The organism is Variovorax sp. HW608 (genome assembly GCF_900090195.1).
Classification (GTDB): domain Bacteria; phylum Pseudomonadota; class Gammaproteobacteria; order Burkholderiales; family Burkholderiaceae_C; genus Variovorax.
This window is the reverse complement of the sequence record NZ_LT607803.1, coordinates 2,239,016-2,256,787: the sequence shown is the minus strand read 5'-3', so window position 1 is coordinate 2,256,787 and position 17,772 is coordinate 2,239,016. Positions and strand designations below refer to the sequence as shown.

Below are 17,772 nucleotides of genomic sequence, written 5' to 3'. Positions count from 1 at the left end.
ATCAGTGCCGGGCGGCACGCTCCAGGTATTCGACCAGCAACTCCGCCGCCTTCGGAAGCTTCTCCTTCGGGCGCCTGCAGATCACGAAGCGGCGCTTCGCCCACGCATCGGCCAACGGGATCACCCGGATTCCGAACGTGCTCACGTAGGTCTCGGCAATCTCGCGCGGGATGATCGAAATCCCGAGATTCGCGCGCACGACCCGCAGTGCCGACTCGAAGTTGGAGACGATCGCGCGGTACTGCACCCGCTTGCCCGCCATGGCCGCCGCGCGCGCCTGCATCTGGTTCGCGGCACTCGCGGGGTCGAGCCCGACATGCTCCCAGGCCAGCGTCTCGACGAACTCGCAGCGGCGCTTCTTCGCGAGCGGGTGCTCGGGGTGGACGACCGCGGCGAGATGATCCGTGCGGTAGGGACTGGTCTGCAGATCGCCCAGGTCCGTACCGTCCCAGAGAACGCCTACCCGGGCGCTGCCCTCGCTGATGCGTCTCACGATATCGCGACTCACCTCTTCTTCGATGTCCACCTTGATCTCGCGGTGCTCGGGCATCTGCATGAATGCGGCGACATCGTCGGGAAGCGCTTCGGAGATCACCGAGACCGACGCCAACAGATGGACCTTGCCGCGCACGCCGGCGGCAAAGGCGGCCATGTCGTTCATGATGCTTCTCGAGGTCGCGAGCATGGACCTGGCGTGATCCATCAGCGTCTCGCCGGCCGGCGTGAGGCGCACGCCCCGGCGCTGCCGCTCGAACAGCGGCACGCCAAGGTCCAGCTCGAGCTGCGCGACGCGCTTGCTGATGGCCGAAGCAACGATGTGCTCCTGCGCGGCAGCCCGCGTGATGTTCCCCGTGTCACCCACCGCCACGAAATACCGCAGGGATACCAGGTCGAGCTCCTTCATCTCCTTTTGTGCCTTTCCGAAACGGAACGTTGATCGTTCCAAAATACCGTTTTTCATTCGATCAGGAAAATCCTAAGCTCCTGTCCATCCCCACGTCAAACAGAGGAGACAACCATGTCCTATCCGGACAAGGTCACGGTACGCGAAGTCGGCATGCGCGATGGGCTGCAGGCCATCGCCACGATCGTCAGTACAGACCACAAGCGCCAGTGGATTGGTGAGGCGCACGCCGCCGGGCAGCGCGAGATCGAGGTCGGCTCGTTCGTCCCACCCAGACTGCTCCCGCAGATGGCCGACACGGCCGAGGTCCTCGCCTATGCCAAGACCCTGCCGGGCCTCTTCGCATCGGTCCTGGTGCCGAACCTCAAGGGCGCGGAGCGCGCGATCGAGGGCGGTGCGGACCTGATGGTGCTGCCGGTCTCTGCCAGCGAGGCGCACAGCCGGGCCAACCTGCGCAAGTCCACCGATGAGGTCGTTGCCGAACTGGGTCGCATCCGTGCAGCACGGGACGCCGCGGGTTCCAGGACCCTGATCGAAGGCGGCGTCGGTACCGCATTCGGTTGCACGCTGCAGGGAGAAGTGAAGCCCTCCGAGGTGCTTCGCGTGATGCAGGGCCTGCTGGACGCCGGCGCCGACCGCGTGAGCATCGCCGACACCGTGGGTTATGCCGATCCGGCGTCCGTCAGCCGCCTCTTCGAGCAGGCCTTGCGGATTGCGGGCGACCGCTTCTGGTGCGGCCACTTCCATGACACCCGAGGCCTGGCCCTGGCGAACATCCATGCCGCCATGCAGCTCGGCGTGGCCCGATTCGATGCCTCCCTGGCAGGCATCGGCGGATGCCCTCATGCACCGGGTGCGAGCGGCAACGCCAGCACCGAAGACCTGGTCTTCATGCTGGAGGCCATGGGCATCGACACCGGCATCGACATCGAAGCGCTCCTGCGCCTGCGCGAACGGATTGCCGGCTGGATTGCCGGCGAGCAGACACACGGGGCCCTGTGGCGCGCCGGCCTGCCGAAGGGCTTTGGCCGGGCGACCTCCGCAGTCGCGGCGTGAGGGCGACCATGACCCACACCGAGACCATCCGTTTCGACGGCCGTATCCTGTTCCTCTGCGAGGACCCCGCCGTCATCGAGCGCCAGCTGGCCGGGCAGGACCTGACCCTGCAAGAGGCGCAGCCGCTGCGCACCGACATCTCCACCGACGAGATCTCGCCGACCTGGATCACCTACCACTACGACGAAAAGCTCGGCGACTATCCCTACCTTGGCCTCAAGGCCGGCGACCGCACGCCGATCGTTCCCAACAGCGTCCGCAACGGCGGCTTTGGCGTGACCGTCGCCGGGCGCCGCTATGGCAAGGGCTCGTCACGGGAGGCCAGTCCCTTCGCCGAGTGGTGTGCAGGCATCCGTCTGGTGATCGCCGAGAACTTCGAGCGCATCTATCGGCAGAACTGCCGCAACCTGGGCATCTTCACCTCGACCGATTTCGGTCTCATCGATCGAATCCGCCGGGGCGAGGCCATTCCGGTCGAGGAATTCACCCGCGGCGAAGACGAACTCACCACCGAGCTCATCCGCCGGCGAGGTCTCTTCAACCTCATGCGCGCCCGCCGCGACGGCTGGACCTTGCCGCCTCGGCCGACGGCCCCGCGTCCGATGACCTACGCCGAGAAGATCATCGCGCGAGCGAGCGGGGGAGCGACTGTCCGGCCCGGGGATTCGGTCTTCGCCAAGGCCGACTGGCGCTATGCGCACGAGTACAGCTCGCCGCTCGGCATCGCCGCGCTGGAGCGCGAGATGGGCACCGATGTACGGCTGCATGACCCGTCGACGATCATCTTCTTCTCGGACCACCTCACCTTCGTCGAACGCGCGATGCCCGAGGAGCGCAAGAAGATCGGCATGCTCGATCTCGCGCAGGCCCTCGCCAAGGTGCAGCAACGCTTCAGCCGGCAGCATGGGGCGACGCTGCATGGTTTCCTCAAGGACCGCGAAGGGTCCGAAGGCATCAGCCACTCGATCATGAGCGAGCGCTATGTCCTGCCGGGACAACTCGCGATCGGCACCGACTCGCACACGACGCACTGCGGTGCCCTGGGCGCGTTTGCCTTCGGCGTGGGCTCCACGGACATGGCATGCGCATGGCTGACCGGCGAGATCCGCACCCAGGTTCCTGCGACCTGCCGGGTGAAACTCCATGGAAGGCTCCGGCCGGGCGTCGAAGCCAAGGACATCGTGCTGCACCTGCTGCGACTGCCGTATGTTCGCGAGGGCCGGGCCATCGGCCAGGTGTTCGAGTACACGGGCGAGGTCGTCGCCACGCTCGGCACCGACGAGCGGTCCACCCTCACGAACATGGTCGCCGAGATCGGGGGCATGACGGGACTCGTCATTCCCGACGCCGAGACGGTGCGATTCCTTCGGGAACGGCGTGGCATCGAGGTGCAGCTGGAACCCTGGATGACAAGCGACCCCGATGCCGAGATCGAGCACGTTCTCGAGGTCGATTGCAGCAGCATCGAGCCCATGCTGGCCCAGCCCGGCGACCCAGGGCGAGGCATGGCCGTATCGGAACTTCCCGCGCCGGTGCGCGTGGACATTGCCTACGGTGGTTCCTGCACGGGTGGCAAGCGCGAGGACCTGCAGCGGGTCCATGAAGTCCTGCACTGGGCTCAAGACCACGGATTGCGGGTGGCCGAAGGCACACGGCTCATCCTGCAGTTCGGCAGCCAGGACGTGCGCGAATACTGCGCCAGGCAAGGCATGCTCGATACGTTCGAGCGCGTCGGGGCTGAACTCATCGAGCCGGGTTGCGGGGCGTGCGTCAACGCCGGCCCGGGCGTCTCCGAGCGCCCGGACCAGGTCACCGTGAGCGCCATCAATCGAAACTTCCCCGGTCGCTCGGGACCCGGCCAGGTCTGGCTGGCCAGCCCTTCGACGGTCGCAGCGAGCGCCATCGCCGGTCACATCCTCAGCTTCGAACAGCTGCGTGCGCGGGCTGTCGCCTGACTCTCAAGGAACATCATGGAAAAGCAAGAAGGAAGCGGCCTGCCGCTGGAAGGCGTTCGCGTCGTCGAGTTCACCCACATGGTCATGGGTCCCACCTGCGGGATGATCCTGGCCGACCTGGGCGCCGAGGTCATCAAGGTCGAGCCACCCGGTGGCGACAAGACCCGCAACCTTCCCGGTCTTGGCATGGGGTTCTTCCGGACCTTCAACCGCAACAAGAAGAGCGTCCTGATCGACATCAACACGCCAAGCGGCCGCGACACGGCCGAGGAGCTCATCGGCCAGTGCGACATCGTGCTGGAGAACTTCCGCCCCGGCCTCATGGCGAAGTTCGGGCTCGACTACGCGCAGCTCTCGAAGAAGTTCCCGTACATCATCTACGTGTCCCACAAGGGCTTCCTGCCCGGACCCTACGAGAGGCGCCTCGCACTCGACGAGGTGGTCCAGAACATGGCCGGCCTCACCTACATGACCGGACCGAAGGGCCAGCCGCTGCGCGCCGGCTCTTCCGTCAACGACATCATGGGCGGCATGTTCGGCGCCATCGGAGCCCTTGCGGCGCTGCAGGAGCGCCATCGCACCGGCCGCGGACAGGAAATCCAGAGCGCGCTGTTCGAGAACTGCACCCTGCTGGCGGCGCAGCACATGCAGCAATTCCTGATGAGCGGCGAGCCGCCCCCGCCCATGCCGTCGCGTGTTTCGGCCTGGAGCGTCTACGACATCTTCACGCTCGCGGACAACGAGCAGCTCTTCATCGGCGCAACGAGCGACAAGCAGTTCGCGATTCTTTGCAACGTGCTCGATCGCCCCGACCTCGCGGCCGATCCCTACCTCGCGACCAACGCGCAGCGCGTCGCGCAACGCCCGCAGCTGCTGGAGCGACTCGGCCAGACGCTCAAGACCCACAAGCTCGCCGAACTGACGCCGAAGCTGGAATCGGCGGGCATCCCCTACGCCCCCATCGTGAGCCCCGACCAGCTCGTGAGCGACCCGCACCTGATCCAATCCGGCGGACTCGTGGACATGCAGACCGAGGACGGCAGCATCACCAAGGCGGTCTTGCTTCCGCTCCTGATGGGCGGCCGGCGCCCCGGCGTGCGTCGCGCATTGCCGCGCGTGGGTGAACACACGGACGAGGTTCTTTCGAGGCTTGAAGCCAGCCGCACTGCGTAATCATTCAAGAGTCAGAGTAGGAATGTCAGTCACCCAACACCCCCTCCACAGATCCGTACGTGCGGAGCTACCGCATACGGCTCCTGCCTTGGGTCATGACGATCAGACGCTGGTTCGGGTAGGGGTGGCAGATGTTCGGGACAGGCAGCCAGCGCGCCATCAAGCGATACATGCGTCGCCAAGGCAGGTCGTGGCTCTGGCTGCGGCGGCACAGCGTGCGATGCCACAGCCCGACGACCTGATGGCGGAATGTCCTCAGCCGCGCGCCGTTGCACGGCACGCCGAAGTAGCGCGCATGCCCAGTCACCACCGCCCGCAGGTACTGGCCCTGCTCCGGGATGGGTTGGTGCATGCGCCTTCTGAGTTCGAGCTTGATCACCTGCAGCTTGGCTCGCAGGCGTTTGGCACTGGTGAGTCGCAGGACCATGAACTTGCCCTTTCGGGTCGTCCCGCAGCAATGCGTGAACCCCAGGAAGTCGAAGGTCTGCGGCTTGCCTTGTCCCTTGCGGCGTCGGTTCTCGTGGGCGAAGCGCCCGAACTCGATCAGCCGCGTCTTCTCGGGATGCAGCTTCAACCCGAACTGGCCCAGCCGCTCGGCCACCGCGCGCTGGAAGCGCTCGGCGTCATCACGGAACTGGAACCCCGCAACCCAATCGTCGGCGTAGCGCACGACGATCACGTCACCCCGGGCATGGCGCCCCCTCCACTGCTTCACCCACAGGTCCAACGCATAGTGCAGGTAGATGTTGGCCAGCAGCGGACTGATGCTCCCGCCCTGAACCGTCCCCAACTCACCTTGCGTGAGCCTGCCGTCCTCCAGCACGCCCGCGTGCAGCCATTTCTTGATCAGCCGCACCACGCGCGTGTCAGCCACGCGATGTTCGATGAACTTCACCAGCCAGTCCCTTTCGATCGTGTCGAAGAACTTGGCGATGTCCGCATCGAGTATCCAGTTCACCTTCCTTGCGCCCACACCCACCGCCACGGCATCCAGCGCGTTGTGCGCGCTGCGCCCGGGCCTGAAGCCGTAGCTGAACCCGAGGAAGTCCTGCTCGTAGATGGCGTTCAACACTTCGACCGTGGCACGCTGGACGAGCTTGTCCTCCAGCGCCGGCACGCCCAGCGGGCGCTTGCTGCCGTCGGCCTTGTCGATGTACGCCCTCTTCACAGGCTGGGGCCGGTAGCCCCCTCGGGCCAGCCGCTCGGACAACTCCAGGAGATTGCCCTCCAGGTCCTGTCCGTACGTCTGCCAGGTCTGGCCGTCCACCCCGGCGGCCGCGTCGCGCTTGAGCGCGAGGTAAGCCGCCCGCAGGCGTTCGACCGCGTAGATGTGATGCAGCAGTCCCGTGAACTTCGCATCACGACGGCCCTTTGCCGTCTGTCGTATGCCATCGAGCGCGGTTCCCATGTCATAGACCCGCACCGATCTGCGGGACATGCGCGCCGCGATGGCATTTCCCTTGGCCTGCCGCCTTCCCTCCACCACCTCCGCCGCCGCAGGAGCTTCCCCCGCAGCCTTGTTCGGCAGCTTCTTCGGTACTACGCAGCAGTCCGACTTCCCGCGCCTGTGGCTCATCGTCGTACGCCCTTGGGCTTCACGATGCGCTCTGCAGCCAGCGCTTCCCAGCGCTGCGCAGAAGGACGCGGGATCTCCCGGTTCCCGAACAAAGTGCTTGCGTGCGTGCTCGGGGTCTTTGACCGCGCGGGGTCCGCCTCTGCCTCGCCAATGCGGCAGCGACGGTGTGACCTTCGGCATTCTCCTACTGCCTCGGCACCCCGGACCACCCGCAGCTGTCGCCACGGGGCATGTATTACGCGGCTCGATACCCGGCCCGCTCGTCCCCCTATCAACGCTTCGCCCACACCCTCGCGGATGTGCACGCATGACTCGGGGCCGCCGTAGCTGGCTAAGCCTTCAACGTATGAAACTTTCATTCACAACACTTTGCCGGTTTTGACCGGCGCACAGGAGACAACATGCAATTCAACCTGACTCGCCGCAGCCTGCTCGCCACCGCCATCGCCGGATTCGCCGCCGGCGCGGTCCATGCAGAGGACAAGCCGCCCGTTCGCTTCATCGTGCCTGCGAGCGCCGGCTCGGGCATCGATATGCAGCTTCGCTCCGTGGCGCCCCAGATGACCAAGGCCCTCGGCCAGCCGCTCGTGGTGGAGAACATTGCCGGCGCCGGTGGCATTCCCGGCACTCAGCAGATCGTCAGGGCCGCGCCTGACGGCAACACCCTGGGGTGGGTTTCCAACAATCACGCGGTGAACCCGAGCGTCTTCAAGAAGATGCCATTCGATTCGCTGAAGGACATCACGCCGATCTGCGTGATCGGCGCCACGCCATTCGTCCTGGTGGTCAATCCCAAGGTTCCGGCCAAGAGCGTGAAGGAGCTGCAGGCGATGCTGAAGGCGAAGCCCGGCAAGTACAACTTCGCATCTTCCGGCAATGGCACGATCATCCACCTGGCTGCGGCGCAACTGCTGGACGAACTGGGCGTGGAGGCCAGGCACATCCCCTACAAGGGAATGGCACCCATGGTGACGGACATCATTGCCGGCGTCGTCGAGTTCGGAATCATTTCCGTGCCGGTTGCGCAGCCCTATGTCCAGAGCGGCGCGCTGCGCCCGCTCGCCGTCGCCACGCGCCAGCGCGTCGCATCGATGCCTGATGTTCCGACCTATGCGGAGCAAGGCTTTCCGAACGTGGACATCAACGGCTGGTTCGCGGTCATCGGCCCTGCCAAAATGAAGCCGGCCGACGTCAACAGGATTCACGACGCAGTGGTCACTGCATTCAACACGCCCGAGGCCAAGCAGGCCATGGCGGAACAACAGAACGTGATCCGGCCGATGTCGGTGGCAGATTCGCGCAGCTACTTCGAAACCGAAATCAACCGGTATGCCGGCCTTGTCAAGAAGGCGGGCGTCCAACTGGACTGATGCCATGACTGATCTCTTCGACAATCCCATGGGCCTGTGCGGCTTCGAGTTCGTCGAATTCGCCTCTCCGGCGCCCAACGTCCTGGAACCGCTCTTCGAGAAGATGGGCTTCGAGCTGGTGGCGCGGCATCGCTCGAAGGACGTGCTGCTGTACCGCCAGGGCGGCATCAACTTCATCGTCAACCGGGAGCCGAAGAGCCAGGCCGCGTACTTCGCCGCGGAGCACGGCGCTTCGGCCTGCGGCCTGGCCTTCCGCGTGAAGGATTCGCACAAGGCCTACCATCGCGCGCTCGAGCTGGGCGCACAGCCGATCGAAATTCCCACCGGACCGATGGAACTGCGCCTGCCTGCCATCAAGGGCATTGGCGGCGCGCCGCTGTACCTCATCGACCGCTTCGAAGACGGCAAGTCGATCTACGACATCGACTTCGAATTCCTCCCGGGCGTGGAGCGCCACCCCGAGGGCCACGGCTTCCAGGTCGTCGACCACCTCACGCACAACGTCTATCGTGGGCGCATGGCCTACTGGGCCGACTTCTACGCCAAGCTCTTCAACTTCCGCGAGATCCGCTACTTCGACATCAGCGGCGAGTACACCGGGCTGACCTCCAAGGCCATGACCGCACCCGACGGGCTGATCCGCATCCCGCTCAACGAGGAGGCGAAGCAGGGCGGCGGCCAGATCGAAGAGTTCCTCATGCAGTTCAATGGCGAGGGCATCCAGCACATCGCCCTCTTGACCGACAACCTGCTCGACTCGATCGACCAACTGCAGATGGCCGGCATTCCCTTGCTGACCGCGCCCAACGACATCTACTACGAGAACCTGGAAAAGCGTCTCCCCGGCCACGGCCAGCCGGTGGGTGAGCTGCAGGCACGCGGCATCCTGCTGGACGGCACGACGGAAGGCGGCCAGCCGCGTCTGCTGCTTCAGATCTTCTCGCAGCCGATGCTCGGACCGGTGTTCTTCGAATTCATCGAGCGCAAGGGCGACTACCGCGAAGGCTTCGGCGAAGGCAACTTCAAGGCGCTGTTCGAATCGCTGGAGCGCGACCAGATCCAGCGCGGCGTCTTGCAGGCCGACTGAGTTCCTTGCAGTGAGAGAGAGCCTGCAGAACGGGCGAAAACGACTTGCTCCGGGATGTGCGTAAACGCACATTCAAGTTCGGCCGCGGCAAGCAAACTCCCGCTCATCGAAGCGCAGCGCCCGAGGGGCTAAGCTGGCTCGAATTCTCAATTCACCCCCCTTTCAAGGAGTTCATCATCAACACGATGTCATTCGTGCTCGCCCGCGCTCTTTCGCAGGCCGAAGCCATGTCAATCGCCCACGCACCCAACCAGAACCTGGAGCATCTGCAATGAACGCGGTAATGGCTGCCCCCGCAACCGACTCCAGGCAGGGGCTGGCTCCATCCTGGGGCGATGACGCCGGCAAGTTGGTCCTGCGCGTGACTGTCGGCGTGCTGGTGCTTCTCCATGGACTGTTCAAGCTCGGCTCCGGTCCCGGCTTCGTCCTCAAGATGCTGGCCGCCCACGACCTGCCCGGTGCGCTGGGCTATCTCGTCTACGTGGGCGAGATCCTCGCGCCTGCCTTGATGATTGCAGGACTGTGGACGCGCGCCGCGGCCGCCGTCGTGGTCGTCAACATGGTCGTGGCCGTCCTGCTGGTGCATACCGGCCACCTCTTCGAGCTGACGAACCAGGGCGGTTGGGCGCTCGAACTGCAGGGCCTGTACCTGTTCGGCGCGTTCGCCGTGATGTTGCTGGGCGCCGGCCGCTACGCACTGGCAGGTCGCCAGCGCGGCCTCAACTAGATCGAGATCCCGAAAGCAAAGCGACGCAGCGTCGGGCTGGAGGAGGATCGGCATTCATTCATGCGGCGCTATGCTCATGCGCCGATGACTTCGTTGCTCAAACAGCCCGCGCTGCCTCCACTTTCCCGCCGCAACCTGCGCTGGGCCAGTGGCTGGGTGCTCATGATCTATGTGGCGCTGCACCTGCTCAACCACGCCATGGGCCTGGTGTCGCTGGAGGCCGCCGAGACGACATTGCGCTGGGCGACCGCGCTCTGGCATTCGTGGCCAGGCACATTGCTGCTGTATGGTGCCGCGTTCATTCATCTCGTGCTGGCGTTCTCGGCCCTTTGGGAGCGCCGCACGCTGCGCATGCCCGTCCCCCAGATGCTTCGAATCGGCCTCGGCCTGGCACTGCCGCTGCTGCTGGCCTCGCACCTGGCAGCGACGCGCGGGCCCTACACGCTGGCCGGATTCGAGGCGACCTATGCGCAGACCTTGCGAAATCTCTGGGGTACCGGCGGCTGGTGGCAGATGTTCATCATGGTGGTGGCCTGGACCCATGGGTGCATGGGACTGCACTTCGCCCTGCGCCAGCGTTCTTCCTGGCGACATGCACAGCCTCTCCTGCTGACGGCCGCCGTCGTCCTGCCCCTCATTGCGGCGCTCGGCTTCTTGTCGATGGGGCGCGAAGCCGCAGCCCAACCGATCGCGAACAGTCAGCCGCCTTCAAGCGTTTCCGCGCTGCTCAAGGACGCTGTCGGCACTGGGCGCATCGGCTACGCTGCCGGCCTGTCGGCTTTCCTGCTCGCGCTCGCATGGAGGGCAAGATCGGAGCGCCTGGGAGGACGAACGATCACGCTGACCTACCCCGACCGGACAGTCAGGGTTCCCTTGGGCTGGAGCGTCCTGGAAGCCAGTCGGAAGCACGGCATCGCGCACTTGTCCGTGTGCGGCGGTCGGGCCCGGTGCTCGACTTGCCGCATTCGGGTTTCGGGCCCCATTGCAAACTCCCCTCCGCCAGGCCCGGATGAACAGCGAACGCTCGCCCGGGTGCGCGCTGGAGAGAACGTCCGACTGGCATGTCAGTTGCGACCGCTGGGTGACCTGCAGGTCACGCCGGTGATGACCGCCCGAACAGCCAGCCTGAACAGGCTCGACAGCGAGCGGGAAGTGGCCGTGCTGTTCGTCGATCTGCGGCGTTGGTCCGGGTTGTCCGAGAAGCAATGGCCCTTCGACCTGGTCTACGTCCTGGACCACTACTTTGCGCTGGTCGGCGACGCAGTCCATGAGTCGGGCGGCGTTGCCAATCAGTACATCGGCGACAGCGTCATGGCCCTCTTCGGCCTGGAAGGAAATCTTCAGAACGCCTGCCGCGGCGCCGTCCACGCCGCAAAGCTCATCGACGAACGCATGCGCGCCTGGAGTGCGGTGTTCGAGGCGGACTTCGGGCAGCCGCTGGCGTTCGGGATTGGAATACACGCTGGCAGCGCCGCCGTGGCCGACGTGGGGCATCGCGGCGTACGTTCGTTCACGGCCGTGGGCGAGGTGGTGAACACGGCGAGCCGCCTTCAGGACCAGACCAAGTTGAGCAGTGCGACGCTCGTGATCTCGGACTTCGCAGCCCGTAACGCAGGCATTCCGGAATCCGAGATGCCACCCGTGCAGCGCATCTCGGTGCGCGGAAGACAGGCCCCCCTGGATGTCCTTGTGCTCGATTCGCCCGCCCTGGCGCGGCTTGAAGTAGACGCTCGAAGTCGATGATCTCTTTCCAAGGAGTTCACCGTGAAACCCTTCATGGCTCGCCGGCGGTCGTTTCTGTTTCTGCTGTTGTTCGTCCTGTCCCTTTCGCCGAGGGCGCAGACCGCAGCCCAGGTGGTCGACATTCCGACACGACCCGGCGTGACGCAGCGCTTCCTCTACCTCGCCCCTGACAAGCCGCGCGCCGCGGTCATTCTGCTGGCCGGCGGTCACGGTGGCCTGCAGATATTTCCTAACGGAAGCGTCAACTGGGGCGATGGCAACTTCCTTGTGCGCACACGCGACCTGTTCAGGCAGCAAGGCCTCGCCGTGGCGGTCGTCGATGCACCCTCGGACCGGCAGTCGGCGCCGTTCCTCAATGGCTTTCGCCAGACGCCCGAGCACGTGGCCGATCTGAAGGCGGTGATCGGATGGATGCGCGACAAGACCGGGGTTCCGGTGTGGCTGGTGGGCACCAGCCGAGGCACACAGTCGGCCGCCTGGATCAGCACGCAACTGCCGCGTGCCGATGGAGGGCCGGACGGCCTGGTGTTGACCTCCACCATCCTGAGCGACCCGCGCGGCCGCCCGGTGCCGGCCATGCCACTGGATCGCGTCACCGTACCGGTGCTGGTGGTGCACCACCAGCAGGACGGTTGCAAGCAGTGCCCCTTCAGCGAGACCTCGGGCCTGATGGAGAAGTTCACCAGCGCGCCGCGCAAGGAACTCATCCCGGTCAGCGGCGGCATCAGCAAGGGCGACCCCTGCGAGGCTTGGAGCCACCACGGCTACAACGGTTTGGAGACCGAGGTGGTGGATCGTATTGCGGCCTGGATCACCGCACATTGATGGCGGCCGCGCTTCATCAGATGGCGTTGGCGCTTCGCATCGACGCGATCTGCTCGTTCATCCAGCCGAGTTCGTGCAGGATGGCGTCCGTGTTCTGGCCAAGGCCGGGCACGGCATCCATCCGCGGGGCGTAAGCCTCCGTCCTTCCGGGCGGCAACAGCGCGGGGATCGGCCCGCCTGGCGTCGAGACCTGGGTCCACCGCTTGCGTGCCTTCAGTTGCGGATGCTCCCAGACATCGTGCATGTCGTTCACGCTGGCGTTGGCGATCTGGGCGTCGTCCAGGCGCTGGACGACCTGCTCGAGCGTGAGCGACGAGAAGCCTTGAGCGATGAGCGCCCGGAGCGCCTCGCGGTTGGCTACGCGCCTGGTGTTCGATGCAAAGCGTTCGTCGACCGCGAGTTCCGGCTGCCCCAGCACCGTCTTGCAGAAGGCCATCCACTCGCGCTCGTTCTGCAGTCCCAGCATGACCGTGCGGCCATCGCCGGCCGGGAATGGCCCATAGGGATAGATCGTGGCATGAGCCGCGCCGGCTCGCGGCGGCGGGGCCGCCCCCTCGAACGCGTAGTAGAGCGGATAGCTCATCCATTCGACCATGCTCTCGAGCATCGAGACATCGATACGGCTCCCCTGGCCCGTCTTGTCGCGCTGGATGAGAGCGGCAAGGATACTGGTGTATGCATACATCCCGGCCGCGATGTCCGCGATGGAGCAACCCGCTTTCGCAGGCTCCGCATCCGATCCGGTCACCGAGAGGAAGCCCGACTCGCTTTGAATCAGGAGGTCATAGGCCTTCTTGTCGCGGTACGGGCCGTCGTCCCCGTAGCCCGAGATGTCGCACACGATGAGTCTGGGATGCTTCTCATGCAGCGCTTCGAAAGACAAGCCCAGCCTGGCGGCCGCACCGGGCGCCAGGTTCTGTACCAGCACGTCCGCGCCTTCGAGCAGCTGTGCCAGCACCTTCTGCGCCTCCGGATGCTTGACGTCCAGCGTCAAACTCTCCTTCGAGCGATTGGTCCAGACGAAATGCGAGGCCATCCCTTGCACCCGCTCGTCATAGGCGCGCGCAAAGTCGCCCACACCGGGGCGTTCCACCTTGATCACACGGGCGCCCAGGTCGGCCAGTTGACGCGTACAGAACGGGGCCGCGATTGCGTGCTCCAGGGTGACGACCGTCACGCCATCCAGAGGTCGTTTCATGACAGGCTCCTCGCAGGGTCAGAACGAACGCGGCAGACCGAGGATGTGCTCGGCAACGTACGCGTAGATCAGATTGGTGGAGATGGGCGCCACCTGGTAGAGGCGGGTCTCCCTGAACTTGCGCTCGATGTCGTATTCCTTCGCGAAGCCGAAGCCGCCATGCGTCTGCAGGCACACGTTGGCCGCCTCCCAGCTCGCCTTGGCGGCGAGAAACTTGGCCATGTTGGCCTGTGCGCCGCAAGGCTGATGCGCATCGAAGCGACGCGCCGCCTCGAAGCGCATGAGGTTGGCCGCTTCGACCTCGATGAACGCATCGGCCAGGGGAAACTGAACCCCCTGGTTCTGCCCGATCGGCCGATCGAACACGATGCGCTCGTTCGCATATTTGCGGGCACGTTCGATGAACCAATAGCCGTCCCCGATGCACTCGGCCGCAATCAGCGTGCGCTCCGCATTGAGGCCGTCGAGGATGTACTTGAAACCCTTGCCCTCCTCGCCGATCAGGTTCTCCTCGGGAATCTCGAGGTTGTCGAAGAAAAGCTCGTTGGTCTCGTGGTTCACGAGGTTGGGAATGGGACGCACCTCGAGGCCCTTGCCGATCGACTGGTGCAAGTCGACGATGAAGACCGACATCCCCTCGGACTTCTTCTTCACCTCGGCCAAGGGCGTCGTACGGGCCAGGAGAATCATCAGGTCGGAATGCTGGACACGCGAGATCCAGACCTTCTGGCCGTTGACAACCCAACGGCCGTCCTTCCTTAGCGCGGTGGTCTTGGTCTTCGTCGTGTCGGTCCCGGTCGTCGGTTCCGTGACGGCCATCGACTGGATGCGCAGCTTGCCGGCTGCGATGCCGGGCAGGTACTTCTCCTTTTGCGCCTTGCTTCCGTTGCGCAGCAACGTGCCCATGTTGTACATCTGGCCGTGCACAGCACCCGCGTTGCCGCCGTTGCGGTTGATCTCTTCCATGATCACCGTGGCCGCCGTGAGGCCCAGCCCGGTGCCGCCGTACTCCTCGGGGATCATGGCCGCCAGCCAGCCGGCCTCCATCAGCGCGTTGACGAACGCTTCGGGGTACGCATCCTTCCGATCGATCTCGCGGAAGTATTCGTCCGGAAACTGGCGGCACAACTGGCGGATGGCGTCACGGATTTCCTGATACTCGTCGCTCTCGTTGAACATGGGTGTCTCCTTGCAGGCGTGTTCAGTACAGACTCGCGGTGGCGTCCATCGCGAGATGGCCCTCCGGGCTGCGGGCCCAGAGCTTCACGGTCTCGGCGTCCTCGCGACGACCACAGACCGTGAAGGGCGCAACGTCGAACAGCGGCTTGATGGCGCGAAATGAGAAGTTCCTGACCTGCGCATCGGGCAGGCTGCGCCGCAGCAGATCCAGCAACAGCGTGGCAATCAGCGGTCCGTGCACGATGAGGCCCGGGTAGCCCTCCACTTCCGTCACATAGCGGCGGTCGTAGTGGATTCGATGGCCGTTGAACGTGAGCGCCGAGTAGCGGAACAACAGCACATCATCGGGTTCGATGCGGCGGCTCCACTCCTCGCCCTCAGGCGCCGCCACGCCGGCCGGAGCGCTCTCGCCGGGAGCAGGCATGTCGCGGTACACGATGTCGTGGCGCTCCGAGATCGCCAGTGTCCCCTCAGCGTGAATCTCGTGATCGACGTTCACGAATACCAGTGGCCCCGTGCGACCTTCCTTCAAGCGAACATCCGCGATCCGCGATGTCCTCGAGATGCGCTGGCCGACGTGCAGAGGACTGTGAAAGCTCAGCTGGCTGCCCGCCCACATCCGTCGCGGGAGCGGCACCGGCGGCAGGAAGCCTCCTCGCCGGGGATGCCCGTCGGGGCCGATTTCCGACTGCTGGGGAAGCGGCAGGAAGTACAACCAATGCCAGCAGGGCGGCACCGCACTATCCGGGCCTACAGGTGGATCGTCGCGATCAAGCGTCGCGGTCAATGCCTTGAGCGGCACAGGTGTCACCAGGTCGTCGATGACGACGGTCTTGTCGATCCAGGTGCGCAGATGATCAATGTCGACAGCCATTGACTTGTCTCCTTTTGAGTGGGGTCCGGTGCAGTCATTCTCGGGATTCGGACGCTCCTTGAGAAATACATAATGGGGCTATCCGATAGACGATTTACGGATAGCCATGGAACTACGGCAACTTCGCTACTTCATCGGCGCCAGCGAGGCCGGAAGCCTGCTCAAGGCCTCGACCCGGCTTCATGTCGCGCAACCGGCGCTGGGTCAGCAGATTGCCGCCCTCGAGTCGGAGGTCGGCGCTCAACTCTTCAATCGGTCGAGCCGCGGCGTCACGTTGACCGATGCTGGAAAGGTCTTCCTGGACCACGCAAAGGTGGTCCTTTCCGACATTGAAAGAGCGCGTGACGCCGTGCGCGAACTTGGCTCGGTGCCGCGAGGCGAGGTGGCCATTGGCCTGCCGACCACCGTTGGCCTGACCGCCACGGTTGCGATCCTCAGCGCCTGCCGGACTCGGCTGCCCGAGGTGCGCCTCAAGGTCGTCGAGGCCTACAGCGGGTTTCTGCGCGAGTGGCTGCAGTCCGGACGACTCGATCTGGCGGTGCTCTTCGGTGACGCCATCGAACCCGGCCTGCTCAAGCAGCCACTGTTGGATGAATGGTTGGTCTTCGTCGATGGGCCAACGGGCCCCAAGCTACCCAAGCGCCTTCCTTTGTCGGCGCTCGCCCGGCGGCCGATGATCCTGCCGGGAAAAGAGCACGGATTGCGCAAGATCATCGACGACGCCTGCGCGCCCCTGTCGATCGAACCCAATGTCGTGGCCGAAGTCGAAGCCCTGCGCAGCGTCAAACTCGCAGTGCAGTCGGGAATCGGCGCAACCATCCTGCCCCTTGGCTCCGTGGCCGAAGAGGTGGCGCAAGGCAATCTTCGAAGCGCCCGCCTGGAAAGCTCCGCGATGACGCGCAGGGTCGTGTGCGCCACCAGCATGGCGCGTCCGACCACTCCGGCGAAGTCGGCCGTCCACTCGTTGGTGCACGACGTGATACGCGATATGGTTCTTTCCAGCGCCTGGCCGGCTCGCTGGATCGGGGAGATTCCCTAGGGAACGGACGATCGATCAGGCGGCTGCTGGCAGACAGCACGCCTGGCCGCCGTCGCGGACGCCGCTCAGAGGGGCATCTGCGCGCCGGTATCGCGGCGGTTGACCGCATAGAAGAGGTCCCGCAACCAGCGGTTCGCGGGGTCGTTCTGCATCCGCCGATGCCAGAACTGCCGCACCTGCAATGGAGGCGGCTTGAACGGCAGCGCGATCTCGCGCACCTTGACCAGTCGCCCGAGGACCGTCGCGATGTCCTGGGGCACCGTGGCGATGAGATCGCTGCCCGGCAGGATCGACACCAGGCTCATGAAATGCGACAACTCCAAAGTCACCGGCCGATGCCAGCCCTTGTCATCGAGGTAGCGGTCCAACAGGTGCTCCCGTCCATCGGGTCTTACAACCACATGTCGAGCCGCAAGGTATTGTTTGAGGGTCATGCGATCGCCGGCCGCATCGTTGCGCGCGCATGCGACGCACGCATAGGAACTCGTGAATAGCGCCTGCTGGAAATAGCCCGCGCGCTGCAGGTCGGGAAAGAAGCCGACCGCCAGATCCGCTTCACCTTTTTCCAGGGATTCCGCAGCCGCCGCTCTGGGCTTGGAGAGCGCATGCAGCCGCACCCGTGGCGCCTCCTGCCGCAGGCGCCGCAGCACGCCCGGCAAGAAAGCCACCTCGCCGATGTCCGGCGTGAGGATGGTGAATGTCCGCTCGGCACGAAGCGGATCGAAGCTCGGCTGCTGAAGGATCTCCGACTGGATGGCCTGAACCACCCTGTGCACTGCCGGCGCAAGTTCCAGCGCCCGCGGCGTGGGCTCCATTCGCGATGCCGTTCGCACGAACAGCGCGTCGTCGAACACTTCCCGCAATCGTGACAGCGCGCCGCTGGTGGCCGATTGGCTCAGGCCGATCTCCTCGGCCGTCTTGTTCACGCTGCGCAGCCGCGCCATCGCATCGAACAGCACCAGGAGATTGAGGTCGACCGAACGAATATCCATGAAACCGATTTTATGTATCGGCCAAAACGGCTGTACAGGATTGACGCCGATTTCTAGGATTGCGCCCCGGAGAC

At 65.0% G+C, this 17,772-nt stretch carries 16 protein-coding genes; 10 read left to right on the top strand and 6 right to left on the bottom strand.

The annotated features are described in order from the left end of the window. Position 1: 1 nt before the first annotated feature. Positions 2-904 carry a LysR family transcriptional regulator gene (locus tag VAR608DRAFT_RS10460; protein WP_088954012.1) on the bottom strand — a complete coding sequence of 301 codons (903 nt, stop codon included), beginning with the start codon at positions 902-904 and terminating at the stop codon, positions 2-4. 114 nt (positions 905-1,018) lie between these two features. Here VAR608DRAFT_RS10460 and VAR608DRAFT_RS10455 point away from each other — a divergent pair, with 114 nt between their 5' ends. Genes VAR608DRAFT_RS10455 through VAR608DRAFT_RS10445 form a run of 3 tightly spaced genes read left to right on the top strand, consistent with a single transcriptional unit; the run spans position 1,019 to position 5,088 of the window. Further along, positions 1,019-1,960, top strand: coding sequence for a hydroxymethylglutaryl-CoA lyase (locus VAR608DRAFT_RS10455; RefSeq protein WP_088954011.1), 942 nt, complete (start codon positions 1,019-1,021; stop codon positions 1,958-1,960). A gap of 8 nt (positions 1,961-1,968) precedes the next feature. After that, on the top strand, positions 1,969-3,915 hold the full coding sequence (locus tag VAR608DRAFT_RS10450) for an aconitase family protein (protein ID WP_088958715.1): 1,947 nt from the start codon (positions 1,969-1,971) through the stop codon (positions 3,913-3,915). Positions 3,916-3,930: 15 nt separating this feature from the next. Beyond that, positions 3,931-5,088, top strand: coding sequence for a CaiB/BaiF CoA transferase family protein (locus tag VAR608DRAFT_RS10445; RefSeq protein ID WP_088954010.1), 1,158 nt, complete (start codon positions 3,931-3,933; stop codon positions 5,086-5,088). Between the two features lie 67 nt (positions 5,089-5,155). Here VAR608DRAFT_RS10445 and ltrA read toward each other — a convergent pair whose 3' ends face one another. After that, a complete protein-coding gene (ltrA, locus tag VAR608DRAFT_RS10440; protein WP_231973419.1) occupies positions 5,156-6,664 on the bottom strand; it encodes a group II intron reverse transcriptase/maturase in 1,509 nt (502 codons plus the stop codon). A gap of 401 nt (positions 6,665-7,065) precedes the next feature. On the opposite strand from ltrA, the gene VAR608DRAFT_RS10435 reads away from it, so the two are divergent. Genes VAR608DRAFT_RS10435 through VAR608DRAFT_RS10415 form a run of 6 tightly spaced genes read left to right on the top strand, consistent with a single transcriptional unit; the run spans position 7,066 to position 12,416 of the window. Continuing rightward, entirely contained in the window at positions 7,066-8,034 is a 969-nt protein-coding gene (locus VAR608DRAFT_RS10435; RefSeq protein WP_088954009.1) for a Bug family tripartite tricarboxylate transporter substrate binding protein, read from the top strand. Between the two features lie 4 nt (positions 8,035-8,038). Beyond that, positions 8,039-9,121 carry a 4-hydroxyphenylpyruvate dioxygenase gene (gene hppD, locus VAR608DRAFT_RS10430; RefSeq protein WP_088954008.1) on the top strand — a complete coding sequence of 361 codons (1,083 nt, stop codon included), beginning with the start codon at positions 8,039-8,041 and terminating at the stop codon, positions 9,119-9,121. A gap of 44 nt (positions 9,122-9,165) precedes the next feature. After that, positions 9,166-9,396: a hypothetical protein gene (locus VAR608DRAFT_RS36905; RefSeq protein WP_231973417.1), complete on the top strand. Its 231-nt coding sequence runs from the start codon at positions 9,166-9,168 to the stop codon at positions 9,394-9,396. Positions 9,397-9,404: 8 nt separating this feature from the next. Next, positions 9,405-9,848 (top strand): DoxX family protein, encoded by a 444-nt coding sequence (locus VAR608DRAFT_RS10425; RefSeq protein WP_172843833.1) that lies wholly within the window; start codon positions 9,405-9,407, stop codon positions 9,846-9,848. Between the two features lie 60 nt (positions 9,849-9,908). After that, complete coding sequence (locus tag VAR608DRAFT_RS10420; RefSeq protein WP_443082929.1) at positions 9,909-11,591, top strand: adenylate/guanylate cyclase domain-containing protein; 1,683 nt, start codon at positions 9,909-9,911, stop codon at positions 11,589-11,591. A gap of 21 nt (positions 11,592-11,612) precedes the next feature. Continuing rightward, positions 11,613-12,416 (top strand): alpha/beta hydrolase, encoded by an 804-nt coding sequence (locus VAR608DRAFT_RS10415; protein ID WP_231973415.1) that lies wholly within the window; start codon positions 11,613-11,615, stop codon positions 12,414-12,416. A 16-nt stretch (positions 12,417-12,432) separates the two neighbouring features. Here the strand turns inward: VAR608DRAFT_RS10415 and VAR608DRAFT_RS10410 are convergent, their stop codons facing one another. From VAR608DRAFT_RS10410 to VAR608DRAFT_RS10400, 3 genes are read right to left on the bottom strand one after another with little or no spacing between them, the layout of a single operon-like run. Then, positions 12,433-13,614 carry a CaiB/BaiF CoA transferase family protein gene (locus tag VAR608DRAFT_RS10410; RefSeq protein WP_088954005.1) on the bottom strand — a complete coding sequence of 394 codons (1,182 nt, stop codon included), beginning with the start codon at positions 13,612-13,614 and terminating at the stop codon, positions 12,433-12,435. Between the two features lie 18 nt (positions 13,615-13,632). After that, entirely contained in the window at positions 13,633-14,793 is a 1,161-nt protein-coding gene (locus VAR608DRAFT_RS10405; RefSeq protein ID WP_088954004.1) for an acyl-CoA dehydrogenase family protein, read from the bottom strand. Between the two features lie 22 nt (positions 14,794-14,815). Beyond that, complete coding sequence (locus VAR608DRAFT_RS10400; RefSeq protein ID WP_088954003.1) at positions 14,816-15,667, bottom strand: FAS1-like dehydratase domain-containing protein; 852 nt, start codon at positions 15,665-15,667, stop codon at positions 14,816-14,818. Positions 15,668-15,773: 106 nt separating this feature from the next. Between VAR608DRAFT_RS10400 and VAR608DRAFT_RS10395 the strand changes: the two genes are divergently transcribed. Then, positions 15,774-16,706, top strand: coding sequence for a LysR substrate-binding domain-containing protein (locus VAR608DRAFT_RS10395; RefSeq protein WP_088954002.1), 933 nt, complete (start codon positions 15,774-15,776; stop codon positions 16,704-16,706). Positions 16,707-16,771: 65 nt separating this feature from the next. Here the strand turns inward: VAR608DRAFT_RS10395 and VAR608DRAFT_RS10390 are convergent, their stop codons facing one another. After that, positions 16,772-17,698 carry a LysR family transcriptional regulator gene (locus tag VAR608DRAFT_RS10390; RefSeq protein ID WP_088954001.1) on the bottom strand — a complete coding sequence of 309 codons (927 nt, stop codon included), beginning with the start codon at positions 17,696-17,698 and terminating at the stop codon, positions 16,772-16,774. Positions 17,699-17,772 lie beyond the last annotated feature (74 nt).

Excerpts from the sequence above, each read along its gene's own strand:
- VAR608DRAFT_RS10390 (WP_088954001.1), bottom strand. The coding sequence starts at position 17,698 with ATGGATATTCGTTCGGTCGACCTCAATCTCCTGGTGCTGTTCGATGCG.
- VAR608DRAFT_RS10425 (WP_172843833.1), top strand. The coding sequence starts at position 9,405 with ATGGCTGCCCCCGCAACCGACTCCAGGCAGGGGCTGGCTCCATCCTGG.
- VAR608DRAFT_RS10410 (WP_088954005.1), bottom strand. The coding sequence starts at position 13,614 with ATGAAACGACCTCTGGATGGCGTGACGGTCGTCACCCTGGAGCACGCA.
- VAR608DRAFT_RS10400 (WP_088954003.1), bottom strand. The coding sequence starts at position 15,667 with ATGGCTGTCGACATTGATCATCTGCGCACCTGGATCGACAAGACCGTC.
- hppD (WP_088954008.1), top strand. The coding sequence starts at position 8,039 with ATGACTGATCTCTTCGACAATCCCATGGGCCTGTGCGGCTTCGAGTTC.
- VAR608DRAFT_RS10435 (WP_088954009.1), top strand. The coding sequence starts at position 7,066 with ATGCAATTCAACCTGACTCGCCGCAGCCTGCTCGCCACCGCCATCGCC.
- VAR608DRAFT_RS10445 (WP_088954010.1), top strand. The coding sequence starts at position 3,931 with ATGGAAAAGCAAGAAGGAAGCGGCCTGCCGCTGGAAGGCGTTCGCGTC.
- VAR608DRAFT_RS10395 (WP_088954002.1), top strand. The coding sequence starts at position 15,774 with ATGGAACTACGGCAACTTCGCTACTTCATCGGCGCCAGCGAGGCCGGA.
- VAR608DRAFT_RS10420 (WP_443082929.1), top strand. The coding sequence starts at position 9,909 with ATGCGGCGCTATGCTCATGCGCCGATGACTTCGTTGCTCAAACAGCCC.
- ltrA (WP_231973419.1), bottom strand. The coding sequence starts at position 6,664 with ATGAGCCACAGGCGCGGGAAGTCGGACTGCTGCGTAGTACCGAAGAAG.
- VAR608DRAFT_RS10460 (WP_088954012.1), bottom strand. The coding sequence starts at position 904 with ATGAAGGAGCTCGACCTGGTATCCCTGCGGTATTTCGTGGCGGTGGGT.
- VAR608DRAFT_RS10405 (WP_088954004.1), bottom strand. The coding sequence starts at position 14,793 with ATGTTCAACGAGAGCGACGAGTATCAGGAAATCCGTGACGCCATCCGC.
- VAR608DRAFT_RS10455 (WP_088954011.1), top strand. The coding sequence starts at position 1,019 with ATGTCCTATCCGGACAAGGTCACGGTACGCGAAGTCGGCATGCGCGAT.
- VAR608DRAFT_RS10450 (WP_088958715.1), top strand. The coding sequence starts at position 1,969 with ATGACCCACACCGAGACCATCCGTTTCGACGGCCGTATCCTGTTCCTC.